10 protein-coding genes are annotated in these 15,773 nt (G+C 72.7%); 5 read left to right on the top strand and 5 right to left on the bottom strand.

Translation table 11 applies throughout. The features are described from left to right. Positions 1 to 130: 130 nt before the first annotated feature. From AC5K6T_RS15160 to AC5K6T_RS15145, 4 genes are all read right to left on the bottom strand, one after another. Complete coding sequence (locus tag AC5K6T_RS15160) at positions 131 to 955, bottom strand: lasso peptide biosynthesis B2 protein (RefSeq protein ID WP_493209216.1); 825 nt, start codon at positions 953 to 955, stop codon at positions 131 to 133. Then, complete coding sequence (locus AC5K6T_RS15155; protein WP_493209374.1) at positions 952 to 2,841, bottom strand: albusnodin/ikarugamycin family macrolactam cyclase; 1,890 nt, start codon at positions 2,839 to 2,841, stop codon at positions 952 to 954. Before AC5K6T_RS15155 ends, AC5K6T_RS15160 begins: the two co-directional genes overlap by 4 nt. Before the next feature lie 18 nt (positions 2,842 to 2,859). Continuing rightward, a complete protein-coding gene (locus AC5K6T_RS15150) occupies positions 2,860 to 3,063 on the bottom strand; it encodes a lasso RiPP family leader peptide-containing protein (RefSeq protein WP_493209215.1) in 204 nt (67 codons plus the stop codon). Positions 3,064 to 3,490: 427 nt separating this feature from the next. Then, positions 3,491 to 4,696 (bottom strand): ROK family transcriptional regulator, encoded by a 1,206-nt coding sequence (locus AC5K6T_RS15145; protein WP_493209214.1) that lies wholly within the window; start codon positions 4,694 to 4,696, stop codon positions 3,491 to 3,493. Positions 4,697 to 5,196: 500 nt separating this feature from the next. On the opposite strand from AC5K6T_RS15145, the gene AC5K6T_RS15140 reads away from it, so the two are divergent. Further along, positions 5,197 to 6,501, top strand: a complete 1,305-nt coding sequence (locus AC5K6T_RS15140; RefSeq protein WP_493209213.1) for an alpha/beta hydrolase family protein — start codon at positions 5,197 to 5,199, stop codon at positions 6,499 to 6,501. 68 nt (positions 6,502 to 6,569) lie between these two features. On the opposite strand, the gene AC5K6T_RS15135 is transcribed toward AC5K6T_RS15140, so the two are convergent. Then, entirely contained in the window at positions 6,570 to 7,817 is a 1,248-nt protein-coding gene (locus tag AC5K6T_RS15135) for a PucR family transcriptional regulator (RefSeq protein ID WP_493209212.1), read from the bottom strand. Positions 7,818 to 8,144: 327 nt separating this feature from the next. On the opposite strand from AC5K6T_RS15135, the gene AC5K6T_RS15130 reads away from it, so the two are divergent. The 4 genes from AC5K6T_RS15130 to AC5K6T_RS15115 all read left to right on the top strand — a co-directional run bounded on the left by AC5K6T_RS15130 (position 8,145) and on the right by AC5K6T_RS15115 (position 15,748). Next, positions 8,145 to 9,017, top strand: coding sequence for a DUF4394 domain-containing protein (locus tag AC5K6T_RS15130; RefSeq protein ID WP_493209210.1), 873 nt, complete (start codon positions 8,145 to 8,147; stop codon positions 9,015 to 9,017). An 840-nt stretch (positions 9,018 to 9,857) separates the two neighbouring features. Continuing rightward, entirely contained in the window at positions 9,858 to 11,570 is a 1,713-nt protein-coding gene (locus tag AC5K6T_RS15125) for a hypothetical protein (RefSeq protein ID WP_493209209.1), read from the top strand. Between the two features lie 96 nt (positions 11,571 to 11,666). After that, positions 11,667 to 13,055, top strand: coding sequence for a hypothetical protein (locus AC5K6T_RS15120; protein WP_493209207.1), 1,389 nt, complete (start codon positions 11,667 to 11,669; stop codon positions 13,053 to 13,055). 35 nt (positions 13,056 to 13,090) lie between these two features. Next, positions 13,091 to 15,748 (top strand): hypothetical protein, encoded by a 2,658-nt coding sequence (locus tag AC5K6T_RS15115; RefSeq protein WP_493209206.1) that lies wholly within the window; start codon positions 13,091 to 13,093, stop codon positions 15,746 to 15,748. Positions 15,749 to 15,773 lie beyond the last annotated feature (25 nt).

The raw sequence follows: 15,773 nt of genomic DNA, 5'->3' as shown, positions 1-15,773 counted from the left end.
CACCAGCGGCTCGGCATCATTCTTGAAAACCACGGGGTAACAAGGGTCGAAGCGGCCGCCGATCCCACGATTCGAAGATTCCGGCGGAGTGTTCCGGCAGCGTCGGAACCGTGGTACCACGAAGGCCGCTTCACACCTGCAGGAGCCTGCGGAATGCGTCGCTTCCATGTTCTCCGGCTGCCTCGACGGGATTTCCCCCCACCTCGATCCAGGAATGGAAGCGGCAGGGGTCGAGGGCCGTGCCGATGCACCACCCCACCCGGCGCCTGCTCAGAGCCAGGGTCATGAGCGAGGCGAGCGAGGTCTCCAGGCATGCGGCGCGTCCGGGGTAGAGGGCGGCGGCACGTCGCACCGCGGCCAGGGATGCCGCGCCCTCCACGACGGTGGCCTCCCGCCGGCACCAGTGGTGCTCGGTCCATCGCACCGTCCGCACGAGCACCCGGAACGGCAGACGGATGAGGAGCAGCGCTGCGACGAGCCCGATCAGTGCGAGGGCGAGAGTGCGCCGGGCCGGCATCCCTGCTGCCCCGGGCGGCGGTGACGCGGGAGCAGCCGCCATGGCGATGTCCGCCCCGGCAGGGCCGCATGCCTCGTCGGCGGGGACGGGCACGTCGACGTCGGTGCGCTGTGGCGCCTTCGCGGGAGCGCCGTCGCGAGCGTCGCGGGATCCGGTGGCCGGCTCGTACCCGGGGGCTGCGAGCAGTCCGCGGCGGACGAGGGCGTCGGCGAGCCGGCGGGCGTCCTCCCGGATCCGGTCGCGGCTGGGCTCGGGAAAGAGATGCGCCGTCCTGCGTACGCCCGCCTCGAAGTCGCGGCTGCGGCGCCACTCCTGCCACAGGACTCGCGCAACGGGGTTCATCGCGAAGCAGTGCCCGGAGCGGGCGTCGAGCAGCACGGCTCCGCCGTGGGCAGCGCGGGTCTCACGGACATGGGCGGGCACCTCCAGCCGGGTCATCCCCTCTCCCCTCCGGTGAGCCGTCTCTCCAGCCACACATCGGCCCCCAGAAGCCGGTTGAGGGCCGGGAAGGGAGCGGTCAGGCCGTTCACGGCCGCGTCGAGCGAGGCGGCGATCCGTGCGGGCTCCACGATGCCGAGGTCGCTGAGCGGGGACCGGGCGAGCCGTGTCCGCAGGGACGCTGCGGCCCGGCGGACGCCGTGGTAGTCCTCGGCCGCGTAGTTCCCCTTGGAACGCCGGTTCAGCACGTCGGCGGGAACCGCACCGGCCAGCGCGGCACGCAGGAGCGGTTTGACGGCGCCGGGCTCCGTCTTGCGGGACACGGGCAGACGCATACAGGCCTGCACGACGTCACCGTCGAGGAACGGCGCCTGCGTCCACACCCCGAACGGGCGTGCCATGTCGACCAGTTGGCTCTGCACGGCTGCAGAGGTACGCAGTTCGCAGAGTGCCGCCCGCATGCCGGGGCCGGGTCCCGGCCGGTCGCGGCGGGCCTGCGCCGCACGCTCGGCGGCGAGCTCGGCGAGCCCGCGGCGGGTTCGTGCCGTCAGCCACTGGGCTTCCGTCCCCGCAGGTGGCCACCAGCCGACCGCGTCCAGCCACTGCGGCGGGTGCGGCAGCGGCCGCTCCAGGTCCGCGGCGAGCTGGTGCAGCGCCCGGTCCAGGGGGGTGCCGGCCAGGCGCAGGGCCCGGTGGGCGACCCTGGCGGGCGACACGCGGCGCAGCCGGCCCCACGCCATTGCGCTGCGGGCGAGTCGACGCGGGCTCAGGGACGCCGCCACTTCGCCGAGATGTGCCGGGGGCGCGCTCAGCAGGGCGTCACCGCCTTCTCCTGTGAGATGGATGCCGGACCCCTGGCCCGCGATGTCCGTGAGGCGCAGCCGGAGCCGGGCCACGACCGCGGTGGCCGGGTCGGGCTGGTCGGCGCGTCCCCGGCCGGCCAGTCCGGAGTACGGCAGTGTCGCGTCATGACCCCGGGTGAGGTGGAGCCGGATCGTGGTGGCGGCAGAGGCGTACCTCCGCGCGTGTTCCAGGTCGCCCGCCGGGGCTGCCGGCTGGTGGTAGACGAAGGAGTCCAGCGGTGCGCGGACCGCGTCCGCGGCGAGAAAGGCCAGCGAAGTGGAGTCCATGCCCCCGCTGAAGTCGCTGGTGATCCGGGTCCCGGTGCGGGCGCGCAGCGCGATGCCCTGCTTCAGGGCTGCCCGCAGGCGGGCCGCACTCTCCTCGAAGCACGCCTCGTCGTCGGTCCCGAGCGTCGCATGGGTCCACCGCTGCGGGGTCCGGTCGCCGGGGCCGATGCGCAGCGCTTCGCCGGGGCCCAGGCGGAGGACGCCCGCAAAGGCCGTCCGCCCTGCGGTCAGTTCGGGCACTGCGGGGCAGACGATGTGCGCGGCGAGCGCCAGGGAGTCGGTGGCCTCGCCCCGTCCCGCCAGCACCGCCGCCGCCGTCGCCCGTGTGGAGACGACCGTGCGGCCGCCGTGCTGCGCGTAGTAGAGCGGGAACTGCCCGGCCAGGTCCGTGTATGCGGTCAGGCAGCCGCCCTTGTCCAGGACCAGCAGCAGATAGGCCCCGGGCCACCCGGTCAGCCTCTCCCATCGTCCGTCCCGCACCGAGAGCGCCAGGTCCTGCCGCATGCGTTCGGGGCCGGCCAGGCACTGGCCGACGGTGAGAACGGCGGCCTGCGGGCAGGCGGCGGTGCGCAGTTCGCCGTCGTGCCAGGGGCCCCAGGACCACAGTCGTGGACCGGCCGGCCACACCGGGGACGCCGGGGCCGGCAATGCAGGCCCGGCCGGCCAGAACCCGGCGACGGCCGGGCCGGGCGGCAGCGGGGCGGTGAACCTGCCGGTTTCCGCTGCCGGTCCGGGTGTTCCCGCGGCGGCGGGCATGACGGTCACGAGGCCTGCCTACCAGTAGTACTGCGCGTTGGCGTCGGCGTTGCCGCTGGGGGAACTGCCCAGGGTCACCTCGCGGACGTGGCCGAGATCGATGAGCACGGGGGACGCATAGGCGTTGTCGTCGCCGGAGGCGGCCGGCCCATCGGGATGCGGTTCCTGGCAGCGGTCCGCCCGGGGGGCGAGCACGAACTCGGGAATTGCGTCATCTGTCATGGGAGCCGCCTTGAGTCAAGGGCACAGTTGCCGCGGAGCGCGGAACGGGACACCGGACGTCGCTTTTCCGGTGCCCGAAGTACCCCCGCAGTGTAGCCACGCACCTCTTCGGGGCAGCCGATATCCGGAAAGGCCCCGGCCCTCCGGCGGCTTGGCGCCTTGCGCCCGTGCACGTGGCGCCTGTCTGCGCCGACGCGGACAGGCGCGCCGTCGGCGGTCACCGGCTTTTCCGTTTCGTCGGACCACGCGCTCCGATTCGAATCCACGCCGGGGGATGTCGACGGGGAATTCTCCATTTCGAAGGAACGAGTCACGGAAAACGCCCGGGACTCGGATCGCGGGCGCCATCGACCGGCGCGAAGGCCGTCCGGCGGCCTGCCCGTGGGGCGTTGTCACGCCGGTGCCTCCCGATGCCGGCGCCCGACGGCTATACGGCGGCCGGAGGGGGGCTCTCCTGGCCGCGCAGCCCCAGGACGAGGGCTCCCTGGGCCTCGGCCTTCGTCTTCAGTTCGCTCAGTTCGAGGGCGAAGCCGGAGCGTTCGGACACGGCGCCGGGGAGCGCGAAGCGGGGCAGGGCCTCCCGGCAGCCCTCCAGCAGCAGGTCGCACTCCGTCAGCTGACCGCCCACGACGACCACATCGGGATTGAACAGATTGCACAACTGGGCGAGGAAGCGGCCCAGTGTGCGCCCTGCGTCGCTGATCACCCGCCGGCACACGGGGTCGTCCGCATGGGCGGCCCGGATGATGTCCTCCAGGTGCTCGAAGTCCGGCGCGCCGGACCTGGGACGGGCCGCCCGCACCTGCTGCAGGAGGGCTTCGGCACCGATCACCGTCTCCAGGCAGCCGCGCCCGCCGCACTGGCACATCGCGCCGTCGGGTTCCGCAGTCAGGTGTCCGATCTCCCCGGCCATCCCGCGCCGGCCCCGGAGAAGGAGGTTGTGGACGATGATCCCGGCTCCGATACCGGTGGACACCTTCACGTAGATCACGGTCTCGGCGTTCTCGCGGGTGCCGTAGGTCTGTTCGGCCAGCGCACCGAGGTTGGCGTCGTTGTCGATGTATGCAGGGACACCGAGCCAGTCCCCCAGGTCCCGCGCAGGGTCGTCCCCGGGCTTCCAGGGGTGCAGGACCGGTCTGGTGAACTCGTTCGTCCGCGGATTGATCATGCGGGGCACGGCGATGCCGAGCGAGAAGACATCCCGCAGGGTGCCGCCGGTGTCTCTGACCGCATCGCGGACCATGTCCTGCACGTCGGGTCTGGCGCGGCTCCAGCCCTTGCCGACGCCTTCGGAGTTCACGCGGCCGGCCGCCGCGTAGAAGTCCTTGTCGAGCCGCCGCGCGACCACCGTGACGTGGTTGAATCCGAGATGTACGCCCACCCCCACCGAGTCCGTGGGGAGGAGGCAGGCCTTGCCGGCCCGCCCGCCGTCCGGCCGGGCGCTGCTCACGAGGCCCTGCTTCTCGAGTTCCCGTACCGCGGTGCTCACCGTTGCCGGTGAGAGCATGGTGCGACGTGCGATACCGGCCTGCGTGTCCGCCTTGATCGCGACCGCGAGCAGAACCTTTCTGCGGTTCTCCGTGCGCTTCGGTGATCCGGCCAGGCCGCTGAAGAACTCGCGAATGTCAGGCATGAGGCTCCCCCCGCCGTCGCCTGCCGTCGCAGATTGACTGCGTTCTTTGCGAATCGTAGCAGCACGGTCTTCGAATTGAAGGAAGGACGGCTTCGATCGTCCCGGCGGCACCCGCGGCGGACCGGCGCCCATAATGCGGAAAAGATCAGCCCCGCCGACCAAGAATGACCGAAAATGCCACTGCGGGGGCATGTGGTTCAAATTCCGGGATCGAAAAAGATCGTTCAGTGGGATCGACGGACGTGATCCCACGACTCTTGTGCGACCGGGGGCCGAGCGGCCGGTCCCGGCGGCGTCGCATGCCGGTCCCGGCCGGTCCACGGCACCGGACGGCGCGCGTCCGTCGACCACGCCGAGCATGTCGTACGGCGGTTGTCCTCCCTGCGGGGGTGTGGCCTTCCCCAGGGGTGAAACACCGGGTGGCACCGTGGCTCCCGGGGAGCGGCATTGCGACGATCGATGGCCCGAACGCCACCACGCCGCAGCTGAAGGACCTTTCCATGCGCAGCACCCGTCTCGTTGCCGCTTCTCTCGTCGGAGTCGTCGCCTCCGGTCTCGTCGTCCCGGCCGCGGCCCGGGCCTCGGCCGCGTCCGCCTCGTCGTGGGCCGGTGGCGCACCGGCGCCGGCCCCGCACTCCGCGCCGGGGCGGTCCGTGTCGGATGACCCTGCGAAGGGCCTGACGCTCACACTTCCCGCGCCGCGCGGCCGCTACGCCACCGGTGAGTCCTTCTTCCGGCTGGTCGACGACGGACGGGCGGACCCGTGGGTGCCCGGACGGCCCTACCGCGAGTTGATGATCAGCGTCTTCTACCCGGCGGGGCACACCGGCGGCCGGCCGTTCACGCACCAGTTGCCCGCGGCCGTGGCCGCCGCGGTCGGTCCGGCGGTCGAGGGGAGCCACGGGCTGCCCGCCGGGCTCGTGGACTGGGCCGCGACCAGGACGCACTCGGTCGAGGACGCCCCGATGGCGCCGGGTCGCTTCCCGGTCGTCCTGTACTCGCCCGGCGCCGGGGATCCGCGGGACTGGAACGTGTCGCTGGTCGAGGACCTCGCCTCGCGCGGCTTCGTGGTCGTCACCGTCGACCACACCGGGGAGGCGCCGGCGGTGCAGTTCCCGGACTCCCACGTGGTCGGCAACGGACCGCTGATGGAGGCCTGGGCGAAGGCGTTCCGGGACGGCACGACGACGGCCCTCCTCACCAAGCTGATGCACGCCCGCACGGCTGACACCGAGCTGGTGCTGGACCGGCTGCCGAGCCTGCCGGACCGGCTGACCGCCGGCATGGACCTGGACCGGATCGGCATGTTCGGGCACTCCGCCGGCGGGTTCACGACGGCGAACGCGATGTACGGCGATCCGCGGATCAAGGGCGGCATCAACATGGACGGCACCCTGGAGTACACCGCCGAGCCCGACGGCACCAACCTGAGCGAGGTCGCGCTGCACGGACTGGACCGGCCGTTCCTGCTGATGGGCAGCGGCTCCGCGGCCGGCGGGGGCGACGTGCGCCGCGAACCGTCCTGGGCGTCGTTCTGGCGCCATCAGCGCGGCTGGAAGGCCCACGTCGTGCTGGACGACTCCGCGCACGCCTCGTTCACCGACGCCGAGGCGCTGCTGCCGCAGCTGGCCGGCCGGGTACCGGCCGCGACACTGACCGCGGCGGTCGGCACGGTCGACCCGCACCGGGCGGTGGCGGCGAACCGGGCGCTGGCGGCCTCGTTCTTCGGCCGGTTCCTGAAGGGCTGCGGGGGCCGTCTGCTGGACGGCGGTCCGTCGCGGTACCCGATCACCTTCGTACGGTAGCTGCCGGCCCCTCACGGCGGCGAACGCGGCGGAGCCGTGGGATCGGTGAGTCCCGTTCACCTGAGCGGTCACCGGCACCACGCTCCCGACATGTGCCGGGTGACAACGGCGCTGAGCGTGCGCACGCCCCGTGTCGAGCCGGGGTCGACGCCCGTGAGTTCGCGGACCCGGCGCAGGCGGTAGTCCAGGGTGCGGGTGTGGACGTGGAGCGCCTTCGCCGCGGGGCCGCGGTGCATGTCGTGGCGGTAGTACGCGTCGAGGGTTGCGAGGAGGTCGGGGCCGCGCTCCAGACGACGTGCCACCGTGCGGAGCCAGTCGTCGGCGAACGGCACGTCCGTGACGGCGAGTTCGACGAACACGTCCGCCAGGGTGTGCGGCCGCGCCCCGGCCGGAGCCCGGTGGAGCGGGGCTGCCCGGCTGATCCGCCGGGCGCGGTCCAGAGCGTCGGGCAGCTCCGGCAGCATTCCGGTGGCCGTACCGACGGCGCAGGGGCAGCCGAGGGAGCGGGCGAAGTCTCCTACGAGATCGGACAGGTGGCCGGGGGCGAGATCGGGCAGGAGGCCGGGAACGCCGTGCGGCGGTGCCTCCCGCCCTCCTGCGGCGCCGGGGGACAAGGGCAGCAGGGCGATGAGTTCACCACTGCCGTCACCGCCCTCCGGTCCCCACACGACGGGGACGCGGTGGCTCTTCGCCAAGGCCCCGATCTCGTCCTCCAGAAGACGGTCGGCGGCGGGCCGGTCCGGCAGCCGGAACACCGTCACCGCGCAGCGGTCCGCCAGTTCCATGCCGACGGCCGCGGCGAGTTCCGCCGAGACCGGGTCTGCCTTCAGCAGCGACCGGGCCAGCAGGGCGACCTGCTCGGCATACGGAACCCGGCGGCACAGTGCCCGTATGAACCCCCGGCGGTAGGCGCCGATGCCGCGTTCGCCCTGCGGGGTGAACCAGGCCATCATGCGCAGGAGATCGTCGACACTTCTTCCGTGTTCGTCCTCGGTCGCCTCGTTGATCTCACGCAACATCAGTGCGGTATGCAGGTGCAGCACCCGCTGTCCCCCGTCGAGCGACATCCCGGCGCCTGCTCGCAGTTCTCCCACGGACGCGATGCTGTCGAGGTCCTGTCCGCTCAACTCGCTGTTGTCCAAAGACAGTTCGACGGTACGACGCCGCAGCCACATCGCGTACTCCAGCGTCTCGGCCCGTGCCCGGGGGTCCTTGTCCAGGAACCCGAACTCCGCGATCTCCCGTGTGTACGTCTCGACCTCGCGGAGGGCGTTGGCCGTCGTCCGCCGGGCCAGCTCGGCGAAGAGGCTCCCCATGGACGCGAGCATGGCATTCAGGGCGAACGGCCGACAGACGAGATCCGGACGGCGTTCATCACCGGGCACAAAGCGCGGGCAGCGCGTCGACGCGACGTTTGTCATCTTGCGCAAAATTCCCGGAACCGGGCGCTCTCGCCGACTTCCGCGCTTGTGCAGGAGACGTGAAGCGGCCTTAATGGGAAGCTCCTGCCAGCCGTGAGAGGGCGCCTCCGGAACGACTCCGGCATGATCGGGGTGACCGGGGTGACCGGGGTGACCGGGCCAGGGGAAATACCGGCCGGGCTCTTTTGGCGGCGCTCACCCAGAAACGGGAGGGGAAAAGCGATGAAAGCAGACACGAGAAGGAGAATCGCGGCGTCGGCCGCGGCCGTGGTCACGTCGACGGCGCTCACGCTCGGGACGCCGGGCACCGGTTCGGCAACCCCCGCCGCGCCCGGCCTGCGCGCGTTCGGGATCAGCGGCGACGGCACCCTGATGGCCACCTTCACGACCGACCGGCCGCAGGTCCTCGACTGGGTCAGGGTCGTCAACGGCCTCGGCGGCGACACGGGCCTGGTCGGGATCGACTTCCGGGTGCAGGACGGCCTGATGTACGGGGTCGGCAACAAGGGCGGCATCTACACGATCAAGACCCCGCCGGTCACCACCGACGTCGTGGTCACCAAGGTGTCCCAGCTCCAGTACTCGCTGAGCGGCGCGAACTTCGGCGTCGACTTCAACCCGGCGGCCGACCGCCTGCGGGTGATCAGCGACCACGGCCAGAACCTGCGGCACAACCTCAACGACCACAGCACCATCCAGGACGTGAACCTCACCACCCCGCCGCTCGAGGGCACGACCAAGGGAGTCTCGGCCGCCGCCTACACGAACAACGACCTCGACGCGGCCACCTCCACCACGCTGGTCGACATCAACACCACCAGCGACCAGGTCGTCCTCCAGTCCCCGGCGAACAACGGCACGCTCGCCGCGACCGGCAGCCTCGGCATCGACGCCGGGATCAACGCCGGCATGGACATCTACAGCACCCTGTCCGGCGGGAAGACGGTCGGCAACGCAGCCTTCTCCGCCCTCACCCCGTACGGCGCCGGCACCCCCTCGCTGTACAGCGTCGACATCCTCACCGGCGCGGCCACACCCATCGGCCGGTTCCCGCTGAACATCACGGACCTGGCCATCTCTCTCACGGGGTCCTGAGCTCCGGCCGCCGTCCCGCACTCGCCGCGGCCCGGCCACCGCCGGACCGCGGCGAGCCGGCCCGCCCGCGGTGATCCCCGGCTCCGCGGCCCCGGGCGTCCGCGCCCTGTTCGCCGCCCGCGCGAGACACCGCGACGGCGTTCCCCGGAACCCCTCCGGGTACGGCCGGTGGCGTCGCCCCCGGACATCCCTTCCCGGATCACCGAGACCGGTTGCCGGGGGACCCGGCCCCAGGGATCAGGCCCCTCTCGCGTAACCCTCCACGAATCCACACTCGATCAGAATCGAGCCTCTTCTGTCATATGGCGATTCGCCATTGCCAGGAAACTGTCATTTCTGAATGCAGGTCGACACGATCAACTCCTCTTTCTTTCACTGCGGGATACCCATGGCTGGCGCGGAAAGAAAAGTCCACGAGGAGGGGTTGCGTACGCCCGACGGGCGATAATGTGATTCCTCGACCGGACAGGGGATCCGGGTTCTGCTCTCAGTCATGGCGGCCTCCTCCTCGGGCCCGGCCGGCCGTGTCTGGCGTGGACGCAGCAGCGGTCGTCCGCCGTCCGCCTCGACGGACCGGCCGTATCGGGGGGTGCGAAACAGGTGCATGCGAACAACGGGGCGACATTCCTCGCGGCCGATCTCAGAGCCACGCTTCGCGTCGCGGACCATCTGGCCACGGGGCCCTGCGGACCGGACGGGCCGGATGGACCGGACGGACCGGGTGGACCGGGTGGACCGGACGGACCGGGTGGACCGGGTGGACCGGACGGACCGGGTGGACTGGATGGCGAGGACGGCGGCGTGGGCTCCGCCCGGGCGATACCGCCTCTCGGGGAGCGCATGGCCGCCCTGGCGGCCGGAGCAGGCCCCCGCCCGGCCCACCGGGACTGGCGCTCGGCCTGGCAGAGCGTGCTCGCCGAGAGGGACTCCCTGCTGACCCGGGCCGGCCTCGGTTGGGCGCTCACCCGCTTCGCCTCCGGCCTCTTCCCGACGCTGGACATCCTGGAGGTCGGCTGCGAGGGCCTGCGGCTGAGCCGGCTCACCCATGCCCCCTTTGCCGCCGCGCCGGAGCTGACACGGCTCGCCGAGTCGTCATGGACGGCGGTGCCCCCCGCCGCCGGGGTGCTCCCACCAGAACGGGCCGTACGCCTGTTCACCCTCGCGGGCGGTTCACGGCACGCACCGGCCGGCCTGGACAAGGCGCTGCGCGAGTCCCTGGCCTCGTTCGTCCGGGCAGGCCACCGCGGCACCGCGGACCCGCTGCTGCTCGCGGTACGGGCCACGGGCTGGGGGCCCGTGGAACGGGCGGCCGAGGCGGTGCGGACGGAGGCGGGGGCGCTGCTGTCCCTGCGTCTGCCCACGCGCTGGCCCAGGGCACCGGAGGACCTGGTGGCCGAGGTTCCGCTGCGCGCCACGGTGTGGCTGGCGGCGGCCCGGGTCGACGGGGGCTCGGGCACGGTCGGCCTCGTGCGCCGCCCACTGTTCCCGGCGGGCAGCCGCGCGGACGGCCGCGGCACCGCTCCCGTGGTGCACATCCCGGTCACCGCTCCCCCGGACGAGACGGCCGGCGGCATGAGTGTCGCCGCCGTCGTCACGGCCGGCCCCGGCGAGCCGCCCTCCCGGTGGCGGCCGCTGCGGGTCGACCGGCTCGGACTCCCGCCCGGTTCCCACGTCACCCTGTCCTATGCACTGCGCGGACACCAGCGGGTGGAACTGCGGCACGCCGGGCACCACGAGCCCGAGCCCACTTGCTGGGCCGACCTGGCCGCCGCGACCCCGCGGCGGCTCCCCCGGGCCCGCCCCCTCGACCTCATGGTCGCCGTGGAGGTCGCCGGACCCCAGGCCGACGGCGGCGCCGCGGTCGAGGAGCGGCTGCAGGAGGCGGCAGCCGTCGTCACCGCCGTACAGGACGCGGTCGGCATCGAGGACGCCCTCCGGGTGGGCCTGATCGGCTACCGCGACCACGACCCGCTGCACCGCACCGGCGACAACGACCCCGTGGTGCACCGACTGGACCTGTCGGCCGCGCCGGAAGCGGTGCACGGCCTGGCCTCCTGGCGCCCCAGCCCGCTGCGGCACGACTTCGCCACCGGTCTGGAGCACGTACCCCGCGAACTCTCCGGCCGGCGTCATCTGTGGCGCCCCGGCAGTCGGCGGGTGCTGCTGGTCGTCGGCTCCCGCCCGCCGCATCCCCCGGTCCGGCCGCCCCAGGTACTGCGGCGCGGGGCAGCGGTGCGGATCTGCCCCGACCGGCTGGACTGGCAAGCCGAACTCGACGGGGCGCGGCACTACGACGGCCTGGCATGCGTGGCGGTCGTCGACGAGCCGTACTGGATGGACCACCTGGCGGGCGAACCCCACCTGGCGCACTGGGCGAACCACGCCTGGGGCGAGTTCGGCACGGAGGGGCGGTTCACCGCGGGGCACGACCCACGGGTGATCGCCGCCGCCGTCGCGGCCCCGGCCCTGAGCCTGCCGCAGGACGGTCCGCCGATCCGCCTGGTGGTCGCCGCCGGCGCGGCCGACGACTGGGTGCGGACCGCCGCCGGCTGACGAGGACCCATCGCTCACCCGTCCGGCGCGCGCTCGCGGACCGGACCACCACCGCAGGCGGACGCGGTCCGCCGACCGTCAGGCAGGAGCACATGCATGGTCGACGACGAGACGCCGCCCGAGCGGGCCGAGAAGGGCGAACCCGACCGCGGGCAGCGGGACCGGGAGCAGTCACCGCTCGACATTCTGGGCCGGTCCACCCTCGTGGGACGCAACGCGCTGCCGTGGGCACCAGCGGCACCCGCACCCCCTGCCGCGCCCGCGTCCGGCGCAGAGCTCACGCCGCCCCGCCCGCGAACGGAACCGCCGGGCCCCCGCACGGACAGGGCGCGCGCCCCGGCAGCACCCCCCGTCGAGTCCTCACCGCTGCCCGGCGTCTTCCTGGAGCAGGCCGTCGAGCCGGAGGCTCCGCCTGCCGGCAAGCGGGCGGGAAAGAGCGGCCGGACGTCACCCGCCTCCCAGGCGGACGTCTCCGCGGCCTCCCGGCAACGGTCGGGCCGGGCCGTCGCGCCGGAGTCCTCGATCACACTCTGGGGTGGCAACAGCAGCGGGAAGTCCAGCCTGCTGGCCGCTCTGACCCAGGCCGTCCAGGACCCCCTGTACGGCAGGTGGGCCCTGTATCCCGAGGACCACACATCGCAGGCGGTGCTCGACAGGCTGGAGCGCAGCCTCTACCGGAACCGCACGTTCCCCAGTGCCACCATCAGGCCGGAGGGCCTGATCCGCTTCACGCTGGCCGGGGACCTCGGCGGTACCCGCTTCTCACAGGCCAGGCGCAGGTTCCTCCGGCGGGGCTCCGGCAGCGCCCTGGACCAGACCGAGTTCCAGATCAGCGTCCGCGACATGCCCGGAGAGGCGTTCGACCTGCACTCGGACACCGGGAAGCAGTACGGGGACGAACTGATCAGGGATCTGAGTGACTCCCGTGCCATGGTCTACGTCGTCGACCCGGTCCGCGAGTGGCTGGTCAACGGCGAGGACGGCCCGTTGACCCACGACACCCGGCAGAGCGCCGACTTCTTCAGCGGGGTCCTCCGCCGGGTGGCCACCGAGATCAACATGCGACGACAGCGGCAGGGCAACCACCTGCCGCACAGCATCGCCGTGTGCATCGCCAAGTTCGACGACGACCGCATCTTCCGCCTGGCCTGCGAGCAGGGCAACATCCGGGTCAACCCGCGTACCGGGCAGCCCCAGGTCATGGATGCCGAGCGGCTCTACGACGGGCTCTGCCGCGCCATCCCGCAGAGCAGTCTGCCCGAGATCCAGAAGCTCATCGGCCAGTACTTCGCGCCGGAACGCATCGGCTACTTCGCCTGCTCCGCGGTCGGCTTCTGGGTGGACCCCGACCGGGGGTTCGACATCGAGAACCCGTCTCTGATCAACCACGCCGAGGACAGCGTCCGCTTCCTGGCCGCACCGCGGCCCGTGAACGTCCTGGAGCCGTACCTCTTCCTTCGCGGATTCGGCCCCCCGAGTCCCTGAGCCGGCGACCGACAGCGCACGAGGAGGAGCACACCATGGCACCGGGGCTGACCGCCGACTGGGCGCTGTGGGGCAAGGTGCCCCGCACCACCCGCGGCTACGAGGTTCTCGCCGCCCATCCACCAGATCTCCATGGCGCGTTCAACGCCGCCATCCAGCACTGGACGCCTGGGACACCGTCCTCCGGCGACCGGCTGCCCTGGATCACCATCGGCTGCACCCCGGACGGCGAGGGCGACGGCAGGGTCGGAATCTTCCTGCTGGACGTGTCGAGCGACTTCGACATCACCAACCGCCCCATCCACCGCATCAGCCACTTCGCCGTGCCCTACCCGCAGATACGGGAGGCGGGCATCGGCTGGTGGGCCCTGGCAGGAGCGGCCCGCAGCGCAGCCGAGCACCTGGGCGACACCCGTAGCGGCCCCGTCGAACTGCGCTTCGGCGAGACCGAGTTGCTGGTCGACGGTGTCGCCGGCCACATCACCCCGGGCGTGTCGGCGACCACCCGATGGCTGGCGGCCGCCGCGGCGTATCTGCTGGACGGCCCGGTGGCGGTGGCCGCTGACAGCGGCTACGAGCCGCTCGTCGTGCTGCGCACGCTGGACGCCGTGGCCGCGCTGCTGCCTTTCGGAGTCCGCAGCACGCTGTCCGCGGCCACCTCGATCTCCCCGGGCGCCCGGGTGCCGATGCGCCTGTTCTGGGGAGACCCGCTCGGCGCACCCGGAGTGACGAACCTGCCGCTGAGCGGTGAACTGCCGCACCTCGGCGGACTGTCCCCGCAGGCACGCACGTACCACGACCTGCTCCTGGAGAACTGGACCGAGCACGGCGGCGACGCGGTCGTCCGCCATCTGGCCGAGGCACGCGCACCACTGGACATCACCGCCCCGCACACGCCCGCAGACGCCCTGGAGGTGCTGGCCCAGCTCAACCCGGCGCTGGCCGCCGCCCAGGACATCAACGAGGGCCGGCTCGTACCCCGCGAGCGGATCCGTCATGTGCTGCTCGGCAGCCGGCAGATCAGCAACGGACCCCTCGGTATCCTGACCGGCCACGCGCTCGCGGACCCGAACCCCGATCTGGAGGCGGTGGCCCCCCACCTGTCCGAGGACGTCGTCTCCCAGGCCTTCCGGACCCAGCTCCGCGACGAGCTGCTGCACGACCGGAAGGAGGCGGCGCTCGCCTCCTTCGAGCAGATGCGCACCGCCCGCACCGCGGCCGGGCTGGACCTGGATCCGCTCGACCAGATCCTGGCCGGGGTCATGGCGGAGACCCTCGCCGACCGCGCGCCGGGAGACCCCGACCCGGTGACCGGATGGCTGCTGCCCGGCATCGCCCCGTTCGCGCAGGGCAGCATGGACCTCACCCAGTCCATGCTGCGCCAGAGACCGGGCCTGGCCGGGCGGCTGGTCCGCACCCTGTACGACCGGCCCGAACCCGCCCCGCTGGTACGGGCCTGGCTGCACTGGCTGTGCGACGAACCGCACTCCCGCCGGAGGGCGGAGATCGCCGGCAGCGCCGAACTGCCGGTGCTGCACGCCATGCTGAGCTCCGGCCCCGGCACCGGCCTGGCCGAGGCCGGCCGCAGGTGGGCGGCCGGCCAGCCCGGCGCGCCGGCCCTGCTGCTCGAAGGCGCCGTCGTCTGCGGCCACGGGGACGACGTGCTGCGACACCCCGGCTTCCTCGACACGCTGACCGGTCCGCTCACGCGTACGGCCACGGGGGAAGACGCCACACAGGTGCGGAGCCTCCTGACGCGTGCGCTCGAGCGGCCGCCCTGCGGGCTTCGGCCCGGGACCGCGGCACGCTGGGACGTACTGTGCGCGCTGACCGGACTGCCCCCGTCCGGGTTCACCACCGTGGTCGCGGCGCCGCCGCCTCGTGACACGAACGGCCCGGGAGACGGAGTCCTCACGTACGCCGCCGACCGGGTCGTCACGTACGCCGCCGCCCTCAGGGCGGAACTCGACACGAAACTCCTGCGCAGGCACGCCACGGACATCGTCCGCAGCCTGCTGGCCGGTGTGCTGGCCGTCGACCCGGACACCGGGGCGGGGCCCGGCCCGGCCGGCCACAGCCTGACCCTGTGCATCCTGGACTGGCCCGATCCGTACATGCGGCTCGTCCTCGACGCCGTGCAGCGGCTGGCCACCGGGACACCGCACTGGGCCGAGACGGAGAAGGACGCGGAGTGGCTGGACCAGCTGACCCTCCGGCTGCCCGCGCTGCGGCCCGCGCTGGTCCTTCGTGAGGTGCTCCGTCTCGCGCAGCGCGCGACGGACCGGCCCGAGGACTGCGAGGCCCTGGCAGCCAGGGCGGGCGCCGCCCAACGCGCCGGGGCCGACAGAGACCAGCTCTGCACGGCCCTGGTCTTCTGGGCCGTGTCCGGCCGGGGCCGGATCGGGGAACGGACCCTCGCCGTGTTCGATGCCTACCAGAAGGACCAGACCCACTTCATCGGGGCGGGCCATGCCGCCCAGGAACGCGCCGCCCTGGAGAACGCCCTCATCGGCCTCGACACGGACCACCCGGTCCTGAAGCACTACTGCGACCATGCGATCGGCCGGCTGACGCGGGCGGACTCCAGGGCCGCGGACGAGATCCAGCGACTCGAGGAAGAGCGCTCGGTCCTCGCCCACCGGATCAAGCGGTTGCACCAGCTCAGGGCCTCCACCGCCCACCTCCGCAACTGAACGCCGCACGCCTCAGGGGGACTCA

The sequence above is a fragment of the Streptomyces sp. B8-7 genome, from assembly GCF_058833805.1.
The sequence above is the reverse complement of the archived record's forward strand: the minus strand, read 5'-3'. Positions and strand labels throughout refer to the sequence as shown.